Raw genomic sequence first — 17,546 nt, 5'->3', positions numbered from 1 at the left:
TATTAATTTTTAGCATAAATTATTTTCAAAACCAACAAAAGATTGCTATGTTAAATTTGTGCAGAAATCAAACATCCCTGCACAGCGCCGCAAGGCTTAAGCAGCGCAACGTTATAAAAAACTATAAAGGGTGTAACATCCAGGAGAGATTGCAATGAAGTTGAACAGGCTTATTCAGTCTATTGCCCTTGCCGGCTTTAGCTCGACGGTCGTCATGGCGCAAGATACTGTAACCCCGGAAGCCGATGATGCAAAAGTTGAACGCATCAGAGTTACCGGCTCGAATATCAAAAGAACCAATATTGAAGGTTCATTACCTCTCACGGTATTCAGTAAGGCAGACATTGATGCTCAAGGCATCACCTCTGCTGAACAATTACTGATGCAACTGAACATTGCCGGTAACTCCTCAGATAACCTCGCCAGTAACGGCGGTATTGTTTCTGAAGAACAACGCGGTAATAACGGTGTTTCAGGAGCTAACTTACGGGGTCAAGGCGCAGATGCCACCCTGGTATTGTTAAACGGGCGCCGCGTTGCCACACACGGCTTAAAAGGCCGCGCAGTGGATTTAAACTCAATCCCCTTTGCCGCCTTAGAGCGCGTTGAAGTGCTTCGGGATGGCGCTTCTGCCATGTACGGTACTGATGCAATCGGCGGTGTCATTAACTTTATCACCAAGAAAGATTACACCGGTGGTGAAGCTTCTGCCTTCATGGATGTGACGGAAGCCGGTGGTGGTAACATTTACCGCACCAACCTATTATTAGGTGCCGGTGACATTAATAAAGATGGTTGGAACCTGTTTGGTACCCTGTCTTTTAAACGAAATGCCACGTTAGAAGGCTCAGATCGCGATTTTTCTAACACCTTCCAACCTAATCGCGGCTTATCACCGGATACACGCGGTACCCCTTTTGCTACCGTGTTTAACCGTGGTGCTACCCAGCCCAACTTAATTGGCACCGGTTTAGTCGATCCACGTGATGGCCAATCAGTCATTGCGGTAAACATTTTAGATTTGCCGGGTGCGGCGGGCTGTGAAAGTGGCGGCGATATGATGGGCCCTTACGATCAAAAGTTATGGAGCTCGGAATCTTCACGTTATGCCTGTGCTTGGGACTACCCTGCGGCAGCACGTATTCAACAGCCGCAAGAAAGTACAGACTTTATCAGCCGTGCCTCGTTTAAACTGAACGAGAATCACAGTGCTTATTTAGAACTGGTTGCTTCCAAAGTCGATGTCAGTAAGGCCTTTGAACCGAACCAAATTTCCCCCGGCACCACCTTTGGTCCTGCCACTTGGTATCCTAGCACCGGTGCGTCTTACAACACCATTTACAATGCTTTAGCCAATTACTTTGGCGCATCACAGCTAAATTATGGCCAACCCATAGCTTATCGCTGGCGTTGTATGGCCTGTGGTGGTCGTGAAATTGATACTGAAACTAATTCTTATCGTTTGATGGCGGCATTTGAAGGTATTATTCCTGGTATTGAGTGGGACTACACCGCAGGTTTATCACGCGCATCAAGTGAGTCAGAATCTGTCCTTGGCGGTGGATACCATTACACCGCTGAACTGCAACAAGTATTAGGCAGCGGTTTAATTAACCCCTTCTTATTACCTGGTCAAAGCCAGTCTGCCGCGGGTATCGCAGCATTAGAGGCCGCCTCCGCCACCGGTGTTAAATTGTATGGCGGCGAGTCATTAATGACGCAATTAGATGCCACCATCAGTGGCGGTTTTGGTTTTGACTTACCTGGCGGTGAATTACAAGCGGCGTTCGGTGTCGATTTACGCCGTGAAGAGTTTAAATTTAATGGTGATGAACGCGCCGAGATGCGGCCAATTTTTAACGCGCCATTCGATAATGCCAACGTGTTAGATAAAGTCAGCCGGGATATTCAGGCGGTATTTGCTGAATTCTATCTACCGATTTTCGATAGTTTAGATGTCAGCTTATCGGGTCGTTATGACAAATATGACGGTTTTGGTAGTACAACTAACCCGAAAGTGAGCTTTACTTGGCGGCCAGTAGAAGGCTTCTTAGTGCGCGGTGCTTATAGCACGGGCTTTAAAGTCCCCACCTTTAACCAGCTGTTCAACGGCGTCACAGAATCGCAATACACCGGTCTTGATTTAGCCGATCCTGCCACCTGTGCTAGCGGTATCGCCAGTGAAACATTGGCCGGTTGTGCTTCGATTCGCCCGGTAGAGATTTTCGGTGGTAAAGAAGATCTGCAACCTGAAGAATCAGAGCAGAAGAGCATCGGTTTTGTGGCTGCGCCTTATGACAATTTTAACTTCAGCGTCGACTGGTGGGAAATTGAACGTACCGACACGATCCGCTCCGCGCCTCGTGATGTGCTGATTGCAAACTACGCGCAATTCCAAGCTAACTGGATCCGTGATAGTAGCGGTCAAGTAATCGCCATCGACCGTCGTTATATTAACTCAGGCGGCACCCTAACCCGTGGTATCGAAATTGACGCTAATTTAAGCGGCGAGTTTGCCGACGGTAATTGGCGCTTAAATATGAACGGTAGCTATATTGACAGCTTCAAAACCAAAGGCTTAGATTCACTGCCTTACAGCGATAACTTAGTGGGTGAATACGTTCGTTATTACAACCTGCCGATCAAGTGGAAACATACGCTGAACCTAAGCTATGTGAAAGGCGATTGGAGCCATACGTTAAGCCAGTTATTCCGCGATGGTTACAAGGATGAATTACCGGTTAGCGTGCGTAATGGCAGCTACATTCCAGATGATTGGAACCCAGAAGTCAGCAGCTATACCACCTATAACTATAGTTTGAGCTATAGCGGCTTCGACAATGTCAGCTTTACCTTTGGCATTAAAAACATCTTTGATCGCGATCCACCTTTTACTGCACACCAAAACGACTTTGCAGCCGGTGCAGCATGGGAGCCGCGTATTGCCGATCCACGCGGCCGTTCCTTTACCTTACTGCTTGATTACAAGTTTATGTAAGGTGAGTTAACACCCCGCAATAAAAAACCGCACGTTGTTTTAGCAACGTGCGGTTTTCGTTATTAGGGGAGTCGGTCATTAAGCCGGGTTTTGTGCTCTGTTGCCAGAGTAGCAATCATTCCTCTAGGACTTAGGTCACCCTAAGCCTCAAGCAATCTACCCGCCCTCAACGCGGGCCGCGCCATAGAGGGCCTATTTGATCTTGCTCCGGGTGGAGTTTACCGTGCCACGAACTGTTGCCAGTCGCGCGGTGCGCTCTTACCGCACCCTTTCACCCTTACCTGATCTCAGGCTTTCCGAAGAAAGACTGAGCCATCGGCGGTTTGCTCTCTGTTGCACTAGTCGTAGGCTCGCGCCTCCCAGGCGTTACCTGGCACCCTGCCCTGTGGAGCCCGGACTTTCCTCCCCTTGCTTGCGCAAGCAGCGATTGCCTTGACCCACTCCGCTGTCCATTATACGCAAAAGCCGCGCCGACAACAGCATATTTGCCTGTTGCAGCACAAATGCTCGCGTTAAGTGCCATTATTCGATGGCAAAGCCGCCATGGCCAACTATAGTTAATCCGATAACGTCCCCTCAACAGCGACTCCCAGCCTTATTCGCTACCTTAGTTCAATAAGGAGCCAACATGTTTATTATTACCAATCGGCGCGTGAATGCAGGCAAAACCACCGTAAAAACCGCCTTTGGCGACAAACCCGCAGAAGGCCCCAATGAATTACGTTTAGCTGAAGCCAGCCGCGTGAATGGCAAATGGCACATCAATGTCTTTCCGGATCGAGTGAATGCCGCGGGCCAAGCAATTAGCGCCAAAAAAGCCCAGGATCAAGACAGCATGTTCGCCAGTGAGTACGTTGCTAAGCAATTGGTCAGTAAACTGAAAACTTACACCCCCTCGCGCCACCTCATGTTGTATGTGCATGGCTTTAATAACGATTTAGCCTCGGTGCTCGATCGCGCAGAGCAGCTTGAGCAAAACTATAATTTAGAAGTGGTGATTTTTAGCTGGCCCGCGAATGGTGGCGGTGTACAAGGTGTTTTAAGTTATAAAAGCGACAAACGCGATGCGCTGGCCTCAGTAGGCGCACTTAACCGAGTGCTCGAGCGTTTACAAAGTATTGTGCAGCAACTGCATGCCGATTATGTCGAACAATTAGAACAAACAACCGAGGCAAAATTTGGTGATGACGCTGAAAAGTGGGATCGCTATTTTACGGCCGCGGCCGCTGCGCGCTGCCCCTTTACCATTAATTTGATGCTACACAGTATGGGCAATTATCTGTACAAACATTTGTTAAGCTCCAGCGTTTATGCCGGTGATCAGTTAATTTTCGATAATATTGTGATGGTGGCCGCAGATGCGAACAACGCGGGGCACGCTGACTGGGTAGATAATATTCAGTGTCGCAATCGCTTGTATATCACGTTGAATGAACATGATAGTGCGCTACGGGCATCGCGCATGAAAATGGGTGAGAAACAAAGAGCGCGTTTAGGGCATTACCTACGCTGCTTAGAATCTAAAACCGCCACCTATATTAATTTTACTGGGCAGGCCCATGTCGGCACTTCGCATGCTTACTTTGAAGGTAAGCCACTGGAGAATTCGCAAGTGCGCAGTTTTTTTCAGTTAGCCTTCAACGGCCAGACTGCCGAAGACAGCCTGACCTTTGACGCAGCACGCAACCTCTACTACTTTTGAGTCGCGTTTAACGAGGGCTTTTCAGCCCTAGAGCAAATTGATATAACACATTTTTCTTTTCGTTATGAATTTGCGCAGTTAAGGCAGCGGCTTGCTTGAGCGGTAACTCCGCTAACAGGAGTTGCAGCGTACGTTGCGCCTCTGCGCTGATCTCTGAAGCTGGCTTTTCGGCTTCGGCGGCAATCATTAACACCATTTCACCTTGGCAGCGCTGCGGATCTTCGCGCAACCAGTGCTGAATTTGCGCGGCGTTGCCATAGGCAAAATGCTCGAAGGTTTTGGTCAGCTCTTTCGCTAACACCAATTGCCGCTCAGCACCCAGTACTGCGGCAACATCATCTAAAGTATCTAAAATACGCCGGGCCGTATCGTAACAAATAATGGTGCCAGCATTGGCTGGAACATCGGCTAATTGCTTTTGCCGTTGACTTGCTTTGGCGGCTAAAAAGCCAATAAATTGAAATTTATCGGTCGGTAAACCGGCAGCACACAAGGCGGTAATCAAGGCACAAGGACCTGGAACCGGCACTACGGGTACACCGGCTTCACGGCATAAACGCACTAGGCTGTAACCGGGGTCACTGATCAACGGCGTGCCGGCATCAGAAATTAACGCAACATCTTCACCAGCAAGGCATTTTTCAATAATGCTGGCGGCGCGTTGTTTTTCATTGTGATCATGTAAAGCCAGCAATCGATTGCTGATACCAAGGTGTTGTAATAACTTGCCGCTGTGCCGAGTATCTTCAGCTGCGATACAGCTAACCTGCTGTAAGGTAGCTATCGCCCGCTGGCTAATATCAGCCAGATTGCCTATCGGCGTGGCCACAACATAAAGAGAACCGCTTTGTTTGGTCATATTTCGCTAATTATTTGAGCTTAACGGGTTGTGTCAGTAAGATAACACCACGAAAACTCTATGGTACTGTGCATTGTGAAAACCAGCAAATTTAAGCCGCTATTTATTTTAACCATGGCCGCCTTAGTCAGCAGCTGTGCGCAAACCATTCCGCAGCAAAGTAGCACGACTGAGCGCGAGCTAATCACCGAGCTAGCCAAAGACGAAACCCGCGAACCGGCAACGCTTTCGGCTGAGCAATTGTTAGCTCAAGCCGCAACTTATCAAGGCGAAGCGCAACAAATTCGCTTATTAAAAGCCGCCGAAGCCGCCTTGTTCGAGCAAAACAGCACGTTGGCCTTAGCCATTACCGATACCTTACGCCAAAGTGACAGTGCGCTGATCCGCCAGCGTAATCAGGTGCTGTTGTTACAAGCTTATCTGCAACATAACGAGCTGGCGTTAGCCGAACAACTGATTGAGCAAACTAACCGCACACAACTCGCACCGAGCGATCAAGCCGCCTTTTTATGGTCCAGTGCCAAACTGTATCAACAGCAACAGCGCGCTTACGCTGCGGCCCGCAGTTTATTGCAATTAGATGAGATGCTCGGCAACAACCCTACGCTACTAAACAGCTATGCTGAATTACATGAACAGTTATGGCCGCAGCTCAGTGCCTTAAGTCATAGCGAACTGACCAACTTACAAGTAGGTGCGGGCCAGCGCGCGCGCGGTTGGCTCAATTTATTAGAAGTGGTACGCAATAAGCTGGGCAACCCCGAACAATTAAACAATGCGCTAACCGAATGGCAACAACGTTATCCGCAGTTACCGAGCTTGTCGCAATTACCAAAGGCTTTACAACAGCAATTGGCCCTAACGCCTTATCAACCACAGCGTATCGCCGTATTATTGCCGCTTAGTGGTCAATTTCAGCAACATGCTAAAGCGATTCAATATGGCTTACTGGCCGCTACCAGCGCGGATAACAGTTTACCCCGTGAATTGTTGTTTATTGATAGCCAGCAATCGGTTACCGACATTCAACAGCAATTAGCAGCGAAGCAAATCGACTTTGTGATTGGCCCTCTGTTAAAAGATCAGGTAGAACAAGTCAGTAAACAAGCCGATTGGACTTACCCAACCTTATTTTTAAACAGCCGTGACAGTCAATTACCGGCGCAACCTGACCGTTTTTACTTTGCTTTAAATTTGGAAGATGAAGCGGCGCAGATGGTGCAATTGTTTGCGCAAAAAAATTATAAGCGGCCTGTGATCATCAGCTCACGTAATGCCATTAGTCAGCGTATGCAGCAACACTTTACCCGACAATGGCAAGCACTGGGCCATGAGGCACCCGAGAGCTACCAATTTGAAGCCAAAGCTGAATTAGAAGCTTTAATTACTCGGTTATTAGAAACAGATAGCAGCCGCGAGCGTATTCGGCTGATCTCCGGTTTAATTCCTGGCAGTGTGGAAAGTGAAGCGCATAGCCGCTTAGATATTGATGCTATATATTTACTTGCCGATCCGGTGCAAACCAGAATGTTTAAACCCTTTGTCGATGTCTCGGTGATGCAAACCGCGCCAAAGCTGCCTATTTACGCCAGTTCTCGCAGCTACAGCGCCGGCGGTGATGCTAATGATTTACGCGATCTAAACGGCCTCACGTTTACCGAAACGCCTTGGTTGTTAAATGAACAGCACAGTCAAAAGGTTCGGCAGCAATACCTGGCATTGTTTAGTGAGCAGGATGAAACCCTGCAGCGATTATTCGCAATGGGCTATGACGCCTATCACATTATTGGCAGCCTAAAGCAACAGCAACAATTACCCAGTTTAAGCCATCCCGGTTTTACTGGCCGACTGACCGTCAACGCCGATGGCAGTATTAGCCGGCAATTAAGCTGGGGCAGTTACCGTAGCAACCGTTTGGTTGCGGTGCAAGAGCCGTAAGCCCGCATGAACGAGCTTGGTCAGCAATATGAAGCCTTGGCGCTGCAATTTTTGCAGCAACAAGGCCTAAGCTTGGTGCAACAGAATTTTAGCTGTAAGCTCGGTGAAATTGATTTAATTATGCGCCAAGGCCCTTACTGGGTGTTCGTTGAGGTAAAATATCGGGCGAGCACAGCGTTTGGTGGGGCATTAGCCGCCATTACGCCCGCCAAACGACAAAAAGTGTTAAAAGCCGTACAGTATTATCAACAGCAGCATCGACTTAGCCAACAGCCTTGTCGCATAGATGTGGTAGCCATTGAAGGCCAAGCGCCCTATCAGTATAACTGGCTGCAAAATGCCTTTAGTTAACAGGACCCCGGATGCAAGAACATATCAGACACCTGTTTAGTGAAAATATCCAAACCATGATCGCCACCAGCGAAGCGTTAGCCGGCCCAATTGAAAGCGGCGCGCTAATGATAGTGCAAACGCTGATTAATGGCGGTAAGGTGATTTGTTGTGGCGAAGGGGCCAGCGCTAATTTAGCCAGCCATTTTGCCCAACTGTTATTGGATCAATTTGAAACCGAGCGCCCGTGTTTACCCGCATTTGCTTTACAAGCGGATCACTCTAGCCTGCAACCGGCTAACCAACAAAATCATGATTACTTAGCGAGGCAAGTGAAAGCGTTAGGCCAAGCTGCGGATATTTTAGTGGTGATTTCACTTAATGGTGCAGAACAAAGTCTGATCCGTGCAACCGAAGCGGCACTGACCAACGATATGAAAGTGATTGCCCTCACGGTAGATAACAGCAGTGATTTATCCGGGTTATTAAATCAACAAGATGTTGAATTAAAAGTGCCGGCACACCGTCCGGCACGGGTGATTGAATGTTACACCTTTTTACTACACTGCCTTTGTGAATTGATCGATATGACGCTGTTTCCACAGCAAGGAGAGTTTTAATATGATGAAATTAGCCAGTGTTTTAGCTGCTATTCTATTGCTACAAGGTTGTGCTGCAGCCGTGGTGGCCGGTGGCGCAACCGCGGTGACCGCCGCTAATGATCGCCGCACTTTAGGTTCGCAAATTGATGATAACGGTATAGTGCTAAAAGCGCGCCGAGCATTAGGTGATAACGACATCACTGCTAAAGGCAGTAATCTGAATGTGACGAGCTACAATGGCGTGATTTTGCTCACCGGCCAAGCCAAAAGCGAGCAAGTTCGCGAGCAAGCACAACGTTTAGTGCAAGATATAGCCAGCGTAAAAATGGTGCATAACCAAATTCGCCTTGGCAACAATACCTCACTGACCACCCGCACCCGCGATAGCTGGATTGGCACTAAAGTAAAAAGTAAGTTGTTAGCCGATGATGATGTCAGTGGTTTAAACATCAAAGTGGTTACCGAAAACGCTGAAGTGTTTTTAATGGGGCTAGTAGGTGGGCCTGAAGCAGATAAAGCGGTTGATATTGCCCGTAATGTCGAAGGTGTGGTTCGGGTTATTAAAGCCTTTGAAAGCCCGCAATAAGCGGAATTAATCACACGCCATCGCTTATTTACATGATAAGCGATGGCGTTTGCTTTAACCGCTTAGCACTGCTGCAGGGCTTTTAATACCTTAGAATGAAACTCTCGGTGTTTTAAGATCAATACCACCACCACAGTTGCCCCCATAAACAAACTGCTATCAATAAACCAGGTAAGTGCCGCTAGCGAAAAATAGATGGCGCGCAAACCATAGTTAAACGAGTGGTTGGCTTGATCAATCACCTTGGCCGTGCGGCTGGTATACAAATCTTGTTCTTCTGTCGCCATCTCGCGTCCATCTGGCGCTGCACCAATTAATACCCCACAAAAACCGTATTGGCGTAATGACCAGGTAAATTGGAAAAAGGCAAACACATAAATCAACGCTAACAACAAAATCTTAATTTGAATTTGTGTTTCGGTTTGCGCGCTCCACGGGATCAACCCGCTCAGCATAGTGTTTAAGCGTTCACTCGATGTCAGCACCGTTAGCAAACCGGCCATAATTAACAAACAACTTGAAGCAAAAAAGGTCACGTTGCGCTCAAGGGTAGAAATCAGCCCGACATCCGCCATCTTATTGTCACGCCGTAACATCTGCTGCATCCAATGGTTTCGCTTCCGGCGCAGCTCAAATGACAAACAACTCACCACTTTCGCGCGGCGTTTCGCGTAGAGGGTGTAACCTCCCCAAGCTAAACTAAACCAAACTAAGGCGATAATATCTAATAAGCTCAGCACTGGACGCTCCTACCTGTTTTAACTTTGTGCATAATATAACGAAAGCGCAGTGTGCCTTAAGACTGTTTTATTAAGACTTATGCGTAAACAAACTTTGCAACTACCCCACCAGATAAGTACCGGTACCCAACGCGATATGAATACCCAGCTCGTTATGCAATTCCATACGACAAACTGCCACTTTATTGCCCGCACGGATCACTCTGGCGCTAGCAATAAACACGTTGCCACGGCCCGGCCTTAAGTAATCGGTGCGAATATCAATAGTACTCATTTTACCGAAACGTTCGTGCAACTGCTCTGGCGCAACTTGCTGCACGCGACCTAAGGCACTGGATACGGCCATCAGCCCCCCCGCCACATCCAGTACCGAAGCAATCACGCCGCCATGCAAAATTTGCTGTAACGGGTTGCCAATCAGTTGCTCTGCCCAATTAAAACGTACTTCAGCCACTTCCTCATCAAAGCGGGTTACGGTTAAACCGATGAGTTTATTAAAGGGCATTTCATTGAAAACGCCAGCAATATAAGGCACCAGTTGTTCAGGAGTCATGTCATCGTCTTATTTTTATGGATTTTTGTCAGTGTACTGCCTCTGTTGTTCACTGCAAAGCCTGCTGGGGTATAACTTTGTGGCATTTCTGCTTACAATACGCCTCTTTTTGACCGGAGATCGACACCGCGTGCTTGAGCAAATGCTACCCGCCCTAAAACAAACCTTTGGTTATGACACCTGGCGTGAAGGTCAGGCTGAAATTATTGGTGCGGCGATGCAACAACGTGATTGCTTTGTATTACTGCCAACCGGTGGTGGTAAATCACTTTGTTATCAATTACCTGCTCTACACCTACCTAAAGTGACGTTAGTCGTTTCGCCGTTAATGTCTCTGATGAAAGATCAGGTTGATGCGTTAAAAGCCAATGGTATTGCGGCCGAGTTTATCAATAGCAGTTTAAGCCGCGACGCCGTGCAAGAGGTCTTTACGCAGCTGTACGACGGCCGTTTAAAATTACTGTATGTCGCCCCCGAACGCTTGTTGCAACCCAATTTCATTGCTCGTTTACAAGAAGTAGGGGTGAGCTTATTTGCTATTGACGAAGCGCACTGTATTTCGCAGTGGGGCCATGATTTCCGCCCTGACTACATGGCTTTAGCGCAATTAAAACAGCGTTTTCCTGATACTCCGGTGATGGCCTTAACCGCCACCGCTGATCCCGGCACTCAGCAAGATATCTTGCAACAACTCGATCTAAACAACCCACTGATTTATCGCGGCAGTTTTGATCGCCCGAATATTCGTTACACGGTACAAGAGAAGTTTCGGCCATTAGAACAACTGCTGGCTTATCTGAAACAACAAGAGAATAACAGCGGCATTATTTATTGCAGTTCACGGCGAAAAGTAGATGAGTTAACCGCGCAATTAGCCGAGCGGGGCTTTCGCGTGGCCGCTTATCATGCAGGTTATGACGCAACCCAACGTGACCAGGTACAAGACGCCTTTAAACGTGATGATATCAGCATTATTGTGGCTACCGTGGCCTTTGGCATGGGTGTTAATAAACCGAATATTCGCTTTGTGGTGCATTTTGAACTCCCTCGCACTATTGAAGCTTATTACCAAGAAACGGGGCGCGCAGGACGAGATGGCGTGGCGGCAGAAGCACTGCTGTTATTTGATCCGGCTGATATCGCCAGAATGAAACGCTGGTTAGAAGCCGAAGATAACCCGCAACGCGCAGAAGTGGCGTGGCAGCGCTTTCAATCAATGGCCGCTTTTGCCGAAGCGCAAACGTGCCGCCGACTGGTGTTATTAAATTACTTTGGCGAAGCACGGCAACAACCTTGTGGCAACTGTGATATTTGCTTAAATCCGCCACAGCAATTTGATGGCACCCAAACTGCGCAACAGGCATTGTCTTGTGTTTATCGGGTAGGCCAAAACTATGGCCTGCACCATGTGATTGAAGTGCTACGTGGCAGTCAAAATCATAAAATTCAAGAGCTTGGGCACGACAAACTCTCTACCTGGGGCCTAGGTAAACAACTCAGCCATGATTATTGGTTAAGTATTTTTCGACAACTCATTCACTTTGGCTTGTTACAGCAAGATATTACTCAGCATTCGGTATTACGTTTATTGCCCGCGGCACGCCCAGTGCTGCGAGGTGAACACCCACTGCAACTGGCGGTGCCTCGCCTTCAAGCTAGCAGTAAAACGCCGGCGAAGCTTGGCCAACAAAAACATGACAAGGTATTATTTGCTCGCCTGCGAACACTGCGCAAAGCCATCGCAGAGCGCGATGACGTGCCGCCTTTTGTGGTATTTAGCGACGCCACGCTGATTGATATGTGCCACAAACTGCCCACCGATAACGCCGCCATGCTGGCGGTATCAGGGGTGGGTTTTACGAAGTTAAGTCGTTACGGCAAAGAATTTATGACCGAAATTGGGGATTATCTGGCTGATAGCCGTAACCCTCTGCTAGAGTAGTAAGCCTACATCCTATTTTTTAACCTGAGGTTCACAGCTTGTCACGTTTTCTGACCTTAGCCCGCATCGCCTTGTTATGCTTAAGCCTATGTGGCAGCGTTCATGCTGCCGGCACCTTGGATATTATTCAGCAACAACCGCATCGGTTAACCGAGCTACAGTATCAAATCACCGATGTGTCACTGTCGGCCAATGAACTGGTAGCAGACCCCGCGTTGTTCCATAACTTTTCCGCGCTAACTCCCCAACAAAATACCCTTAGGATCACCGCGCAACAAGCTGTTTGGCTGTTAGCCAAAATTAAAAACCCGTACCCTGAACCGTGGGATGCGGTGCTGAGCTATCATTTTCTCGCCGTCGACAAAGTCAGTTTTTATAAAGTCGCAACCGATATCCCTAGCGTGCAATTTCTAGGGCGCAGCGGTAGCGCATTTCCATTTAGTGAGCGGCCTTTGCCGCTCTACAGCTTTTCACAACCGCTGCGCTTTGACATTGCAGAGCAAGTCAGTGTGTTAATTAAGCTAGAAGATGCCGCCATGATAGGTACCGAATTAAGCATTTCTTCGCTTGCACCGCTGCTCGAAGCAAGCCAGCAACAGTTACAATATGACAGTATGATTAATGGCGCCCTGCTGTTACTGGCCTTACTAGCACTGTGCCGGGGTGTACAGCAACATCAACCGGCACTGTATGCCTTAGCGGGGTTTTATCTGGCCTTTTTATTAGTGCTAAGTACGCTTAATGGCCAAGCCTTTAGTCGCTTATGGCCATTACATCCAGAAATGAACGCGGTATTTATTTACATTAGTGTTGGGGCGAGCTTAGCTTGCTTAAGCTTGTTTGCCCGTTTTAGTTTACTGCGGCAAAGTTCAGGCTATGGTTTATGGCTTAATAGCGGCAGTTTCTTGCTGGCCTTGTTGCTATTATTTAGCCCGTTATTTGCCTCAGGCCCCATGAAGCTTAAACTCTTGTTTATCTGTATGACCTTAGTGTTAAGTATCACGTTGTTGCAGGCATTATTTATTAGTTTGACCACGCAGATCCGCTACACGCCACGGTTTTCCTTACTTGCAGTGGCGGCTACCTTGCAGTTATTACTACTGCAACTTAACTACATGGCCAACTTCGTGCAGTGGCTAAACACTAGCTTATTGTTTGTTTTGGCCATCTCCACTTTTTTATTACTGCATATTCCCAAAGCACGATTACAGTTTGCCCGTCGTGATCTTTGACTATATTTTCAACTACCTCTTGCAGACAGAGGCCATAGCACCCTAGAATGGCGCCGCGGCAAATCGCCGTTTCTATCGACTATTCTTTAGTTATTTCGTTCGGAGTCTTAAATGCAACGACTGCGTGAGTTATCGCGTCGTGTTGAGGCTGTGTATGGCGAAATGGCGGACACATTTTCCAGTTATCAGCAAGACAGCGGTTTAAGCTGTCGTAGTAGCTGTGGTGAGTGCTGCACTCAACCCACTATTGAAGCGACCGTGCTAGAAATGTTACCGCTGGCATTACACCTGTTTGATCAGGGTAAAGCCGAGCAAACACTGACACAACTCGAAGAGTTACCAGAAGTTTCTGGTTGCTTTTTTTACCAGCGGCTATCGTTTGATGGCAAGCAAGGGCAATGCACTGTATATCAGCAGCGGCCTAGTATTTGCCGGGTTTTTGGTGCGGCAGGATACCGTGACAAAATGGGCAAAACCTCACTTTCGGTATGTAAAACGATCAAAAGTGATAAAGCAGAAAAGTACCAACAACACCTGATTATGCTGACTGAGCATCCGCCACCGATGATGATGTCAGCCAAAGAGCAGGTCAACGAGCTAGATTATGAATTGGGTAATAAGCATTATCCGATCAATCAGGCCTTGTTATTGGCGCTAGAAAAAGTGCTATTTAAATCCTATTACAGTAGTTTTAGTACTGATTTACAAATAGCCTAATGCCCTAATGCAGACCTGACAAAGCTTTGCGCTGTGTCAGGTCTGACGTTTAAAACCCCGCTAAAACAATCTTACCCATGGCTTTACCGCTTTCTAATAGGGCATGCGCTTTACGTAAGTTAGCCGCGTTGATGGTGCCAAACTGCTGCTGCAATGTGCTTTTGACTTGGCCTTGTTCAATCAGCTTGGCGAGATCGGTTAATATCTGATGTTGTACCTGCATATCGGCAGTAGCAAATAACGACCGGGTAAACATAAACTCCCAATGCAGAGAAATACTTTTTTGCTTCAACGGCATAATATCCAAGCCACCGACCGGATCGTCAATCAATGCGAGCTTGCCCTGTGGTGCTAGCGCCTTTACTAATTCAGCATAATGCGCATCAGTGTGAGTTAAACTTGCCACGTGGCTGACGGCATCAATACCCAGCGCCTGCAACTGCGCTAACAACGGCTTACTGTGATCAATTACATAGTGCGCGCCCATCTCTCGCACCCAAGCTTGCGTTTCTGCTCTGGAAGCCGTCGCGACAATCGTTACCGTGGTTAATTGCCGCGCCAGTTGCAACAATACCGAACCGACACCACCGGCAGCCCCGACCACCAGTAACACCGGTTTCGGATGCTTTAAGCTAGGCGTAGCAATATCTAGGCGGTCAAACAACATTTCCCAGGCCGTTAGTGCCGTTAAGGGTAAGGCTGCCGCTTCTGCATAACTGAGGTTCGCCGGCATTTTGCCGACAATACGTTCATCCACCAGCTGAAATTCTGCATTTGAGCCTGAGCGCTGCAGTGCACCGGCGTAATAAACTTTATCGCCCGGCACAAAATGCTGCACTTTTTCGCCAACAGCAACAACCTCACCCGCTGCGTCCCAACCTAAAATTTTATATTCGCCGGCTGGCGGTGTGACACGTTGCCGAATTTTTGTATCAACCGGATTAACCGAGATCGCAGCGATCTTCACCAACACATCATGGCCGCTGGCCACCGGTTGCGGTACTTCAATATCCAATAATGCTGCCGCATCGCTAATTGCTAGTGAGTGTTGATAGCCAATCGCTTTCATATATCCCTCTGCTTTTTATCAAATTGAGTAACTGAAATCAGTGTGCCAAGCTTCAGCGACAAAGCGCCACCTGCCGTTGCAGCATACCAAGCTGTGCCCTCAAATAATTCAGCCGTAAGGTTAAATCGGCGCTTTGTGGGCGAATGCCTATTTTTAAACCCAGCACCGCTAAATTAACCCCTTGGCAAGCTTGTAAGGTGTCTGCCACTGCTTGCTCGGTTAACCAAGAACCCGGCTCACCAAACGCCACTAATTCATTCGTTTGTGCCGGTTGATGGCTGTCTCGCCAAGCGCCATATTCGGTGGCTTGATCAGAAATACCCGAGAACATCACGCCGGCGAGCAAGCCCTGGGCTTTGGCTGCGACGATATGCTGTAAGGCGCCGTCGGCCTGCCGAGTTTCTAACACTGAACGGCCCCAGTTAATCACAACGCCCAGCGGATGCTCTGGCGCTTGCGTGGCATTCAGTTCAGATAGCACGCTTAACTCATCGGTTAAACTTAAAAACCCTTTAGACGGCGCATGGCTGTCGATTAAGGCATCACAATGCTCTACCAGCAAACGCGCACCGTGCCAATCCCAACTTAACAAGGTTTGCATAGATGTTTTAAACGCCGCGGCAGAACCGGCACAGTTATGCCGTGCCGGCGCGCTATGTAGCATAATAGCAGTCACGGCTTGCCGTTTCAGATGGGTATTCAACTTAGCAATAGCATGATTCGCTTGGCGCATAAAGGCAATCGCGGCTTCACGACCGGCTTCATCCGTAGATGCCAAGCCAAATGTAGGTAAGGTGGCTAAAGCGTTCATCACGCCAGGAATAGTGGTAAAAACAAAATCCCACTTAGTATCAATATGCTGCAAAAACCACTGATCATCCTGCGCATGCAAACTGCCTAAAAAAGGGTGCTCTAAGCCACGAACCGATTCTAAGCTTTTTAACTGTTGATAATAAGCAGCTTCAAGTTGGGGATCCCAACCCGATACATTAGGAGAGGCGGCATAAGCCCCTAAATAAAACGACATGGCTTGAAACCTGTGTAAGAAAAAAATCTATCATACCGTGTCTTGTTAAAAAACGGCAGCCCCAGCCTAGCGGTGAAGCCTAGCGATTGTGCTGCTGCGCTAAAGTGATTACACTCGATACTCGCATCTGTGGTGTTTATAACCTGATTAGGAATCTTTATGACGTTTTTTCGCCGAACCTTACTCCTTAGCTCCGCTTTCTTAATGATCAGCGCCTGTTCACCTGAGCCAAGCAGTAATACTCCGACAACGGCCGTGGAACAAGCGGCTCCTGCTGCCCCCAGTCGCGTGTTTACCGAAGGTAGCCACTACACTGTTTTAACCAACCCGGTACTTGAAACCGCGCATCAGCGCTACATTACTGAATACTTTTGGCTAGGTTGCCCGCATTGTCAAAACTTTGAACCGACCTTACGCAATTATCTGCAAGCCAATCCGGATGTGGTGTTGGTACGCAAGCACCCCGCCCTAGGTGAGCGTTGGGCTTTTGATGCGAGTGTGTTTTATGCTTTGCAACAAAGCGGCAATGAGCAGTTAGTTGAACCGTTGTTTGAACTGTATCGGCAAACACGGGAACAACAAAACACCATGCCCGATACCAAAGCAATTAATGCGTTCATGGAGCAACATGGGCTCGATCCGAAGCAATTAACTGAACTGGCGCAATCGCCAGCCGTACGCCAAGCGATGGAGCAAGCCAACCGCGAAATGCTCGATAACCGCATTCAAGGCGTACCCAGTGTGGTGGTTAAAGGTAAGTATCTGGTGAATGGTGATTTACCGGAAGATGTGAAAACCGCTGAAGATTATTATCAGCTGTTAAATTATCTGCAAAACAAACCCTAAACGTGCAGCGGGCCAGCCTTAACCCTCTGGCCCGCTTAACGTAAACACCAAATGTTTGCGCATATCTTTTAGCACTACGCCCTTTTTCAACAATAAGCCACTGAGCTTTTTTTGCCACGGCAATAACACTGCCTGCGCCGCATCTAACGCCGCCTGCTCTACAAATTGCAAACGCACTAATAGCGAGCTGGGGAACACATTGTATTCCATGCTAAACCAACATTGTTGCACGCCGGCTAATTGCTGCATGGCTTGCTGTTCCAGCGTGGTGACGACGTCCATGACTAACGCTTGTTGTTTCTTTTGCACACTCGACAGCTTTTTCATGGTTAAACCTAATCCTTTCTGTAAATTGAGCCGCGATTCAGCCGCTGCGCCATGCCTATTGCATTTGACAACAGGTTA

At 48.1% G+C, this 17,546-nt stretch carries 16 protein-coding genes and 1 other RNA gene; 10 read left to right on the top strand and 7 right to left on the bottom strand.

All coding sequences use genetic code 11. The features are described from left to right. Window positions 1–154 precede the first annotated feature (154 nt). On the top strand, window positions 155–2,998 hold the full coding sequence (locus LMJ53_RS03210; RefSeq protein WP_229584776.1) for a TonB-dependent receptor: 2,844 nt from the start codon (window positions 155–157) through the stop codon (window positions 2,996–2,998). 63 nt (window positions 2,999–3,061) lie between these two features. On the opposite strand, the gene rnpB is transcribed toward LMJ53_RS03210, so the two are convergent. Next, window positions 3,062–3,442: RNase P RNA component class A (gene rnpB / locus LMJ53_RS03205), an RNA gene on the bottom strand. A 184-nt stretch (window positions 3,443–3,626) separates the two neighbouring features. Here rnpB and LMJ53_RS03200 point away from each other — a divergent pair. Continuing rightward, entirely contained in the window at window positions 3,627–4,700 is a 1,074-nt protein-coding gene (locus LMJ53_RS03200) for an alpha/beta hydrolase (protein ID WP_229584775.1), read from the top strand. A gap of 7 nt (window positions 4,701–4,707) precedes the next feature. Here the strand turns inward: LMJ53_RS03200 and rsmI are convergent, their stop codons facing one another. Beyond that, entirely contained in the window at window positions 4,708–5,559 is an 852-nt protein-coding gene (rsmI, locus tag LMJ53_RS03195) for a 16S rRNA (cytidine(1402)-2'-O)-methyltransferase (protein ID WP_229584774.1), read from the bottom strand. 60 nt (window positions 5,560–5,619) lie between these two features. Here rsmI and LMJ53_RS03190 point away from each other — a divergent pair, with 60 nt between their 5' ends. From LMJ53_RS03190 to dolP, 4 genes are read left to right on the top strand one after another with little or no spacing between them, the layout of a single operon-like run. Beyond that, window positions 5,620–7,497: a penicillin-binding protein activator gene (locus LMJ53_RS03190; RefSeq protein ID WP_229584773.1), complete on the top strand. Its 1,878-nt coding sequence runs from the start codon at window positions 5,620–5,622 to the stop codon at window positions 7,495–7,497. 6 nt (window positions 7,498–7,503) lie between these two features. Continuing rightward, window positions 7,504–7,848: a YraN family protein gene (locus LMJ53_RS03185; protein WP_229584772.1), complete on the top strand. Its 345-nt coding sequence runs from the start codon at window positions 7,504–7,506 to the stop codon at window positions 7,846–7,848. Between the two features lie 11 nt (window positions 7,849–7,859). Then, a complete protein-coding gene (locus tag LMJ53_RS03180) occupies window positions 7,860–8,447 on the top strand; it encodes an SIS domain-containing protein (RefSeq protein WP_226752173.1) in 588 nt (195 codons plus the stop codon). 1 nt (window position 8,448) lies between these two features. Further along, on the top strand, window positions 8,449–9,015 hold the full coding sequence (dolP, locus tag LMJ53_RS03175; protein WP_226752174.1) for a division/outer membrane stress-associated lipid-binding lipoprotein: 567 nt from the start codon (window positions 8,449–8,451) through the stop codon (window positions 9,013–9,015). A gap of 62 nt (window positions 9,016–9,077) precedes the next feature. On the opposite strand, the gene LMJ53_RS03170 is transcribed toward dolP, so the two are convergent. Then, window positions 9,078–9,755, bottom strand: a complete 678-nt coding sequence (locus LMJ53_RS03170; RefSeq protein ID WP_229584771.1) for a DUF599 domain-containing protein — start codon at window positions 9,753–9,755, stop codon at window positions 9,078–9,080. A gap of 100 nt (window positions 9,756–9,855) precedes the next feature. Then, window positions 9,856–10,308 (bottom strand): thioesterase family protein, encoded by a 453-nt coding sequence (locus tag LMJ53_RS03165; RefSeq protein ID WP_229584770.1) that lies wholly within the window; start codon window positions 10,306–10,308, stop codon window positions 9,856–9,858. Window positions 10,309–10,438: 130 nt separating this feature from the next. Here LMJ53_RS03165 and recQ point away from each other — a divergent pair, with 130 nt between their 5' ends. The 3 genes from recQ to LMJ53_RS03150 all read left to right on the top strand — a co-directional run bounded on the left by recQ (window position 10,439) and on the right by LMJ53_RS03150 (window position 14,199). Continuing rightward, window positions 10,439–12,250: a DNA helicase RecQ gene (gene recQ / locus LMJ53_RS03160; protein WP_229584769.1), complete on the top strand. Its 1,812-nt coding sequence runs from the start codon at window positions 10,439–10,441 to the stop codon at window positions 12,248–12,250. 38 nt (window positions 12,251–12,288) lie between these two features. Further along, entirely contained in the window at window positions 12,289–13,482 is a 1,194-nt protein-coding gene (locus LMJ53_RS03155) for a 7TM-DISM domain-containing protein (protein WP_229584768.1), read from the top strand. A 111-nt stretch (window positions 13,483–13,593) separates the two neighbouring features. Continuing rightward, on the top strand, window positions 13,594–14,199 hold the full coding sequence (locus LMJ53_RS03150; RefSeq protein WP_229584767.1) for a YkgJ family cysteine cluster protein: 606 nt from the start codon (window positions 13,594–13,596) through the stop codon (window positions 14,197–14,199). A gap of 49 nt (window positions 14,200–14,248) precedes the next feature. Here the strand turns inward: LMJ53_RS03150 and LMJ53_RS03145 are convergent, their stop codons facing one another. Further along, a complete protein-coding gene (locus LMJ53_RS03145; protein ID WP_229584766.1) occupies window positions 14,249–15,268 on the bottom strand; it encodes a zinc-binding alcohol dehydrogenase family protein in 1,020 nt (339 codons plus the stop codon). Between the two features lie 52 nt (window positions 15,269–15,320). Next, complete coding sequence (locus tag LMJ53_RS03140) at window positions 15,321–16,295, bottom strand: DUF4862 family protein (RefSeq protein ID WP_229584765.1); 975 nt, start codon at window positions 16,293–16,295, stop codon at window positions 15,321–15,323. 159 nt (window positions 16,296–16,454) lie between these two features. Here LMJ53_RS03140 and LMJ53_RS03135 point away from each other — a divergent pair, with 159 nt between their 5' ends. Then, entirely contained in the window at window positions 16,455–17,141 is a 687-nt protein-coding gene (locus tag LMJ53_RS03135) for a thiol:disulfide interchange protein DsbA/DsbL (RefSeq protein WP_229584764.1), read from the top strand. Between the two features lie 18 nt (window positions 17,142–17,159). Here LMJ53_RS03135 and LMJ53_RS03130 read toward each other — a convergent pair whose 3' ends face one another. Beyond that, a complete protein-coding gene (locus LMJ53_RS03130) occupies window positions 17,160–17,468 on the bottom strand; it encodes a hypothetical protein (RefSeq protein WP_229584763.1) in 309 nt (102 codons plus the stop codon). Between the last annotated feature and the right edge of the window lie 78 nt (window positions 17,469–17,546).

It is taken from the genome of Rheinheimera sp. UJ51 (assembly GCF_020819615.1).
Lineage (GTDB): Bacteria > Pseudomonadota > Gammaproteobacteria > Enterobacterales > Alteromonadaceae > Alishewanella > Alishewanella maricola.
Note: the sequence above shows the minus strand (reverse complement) of the source record. Positions and strands in the feature narration are given on the sequence as shown.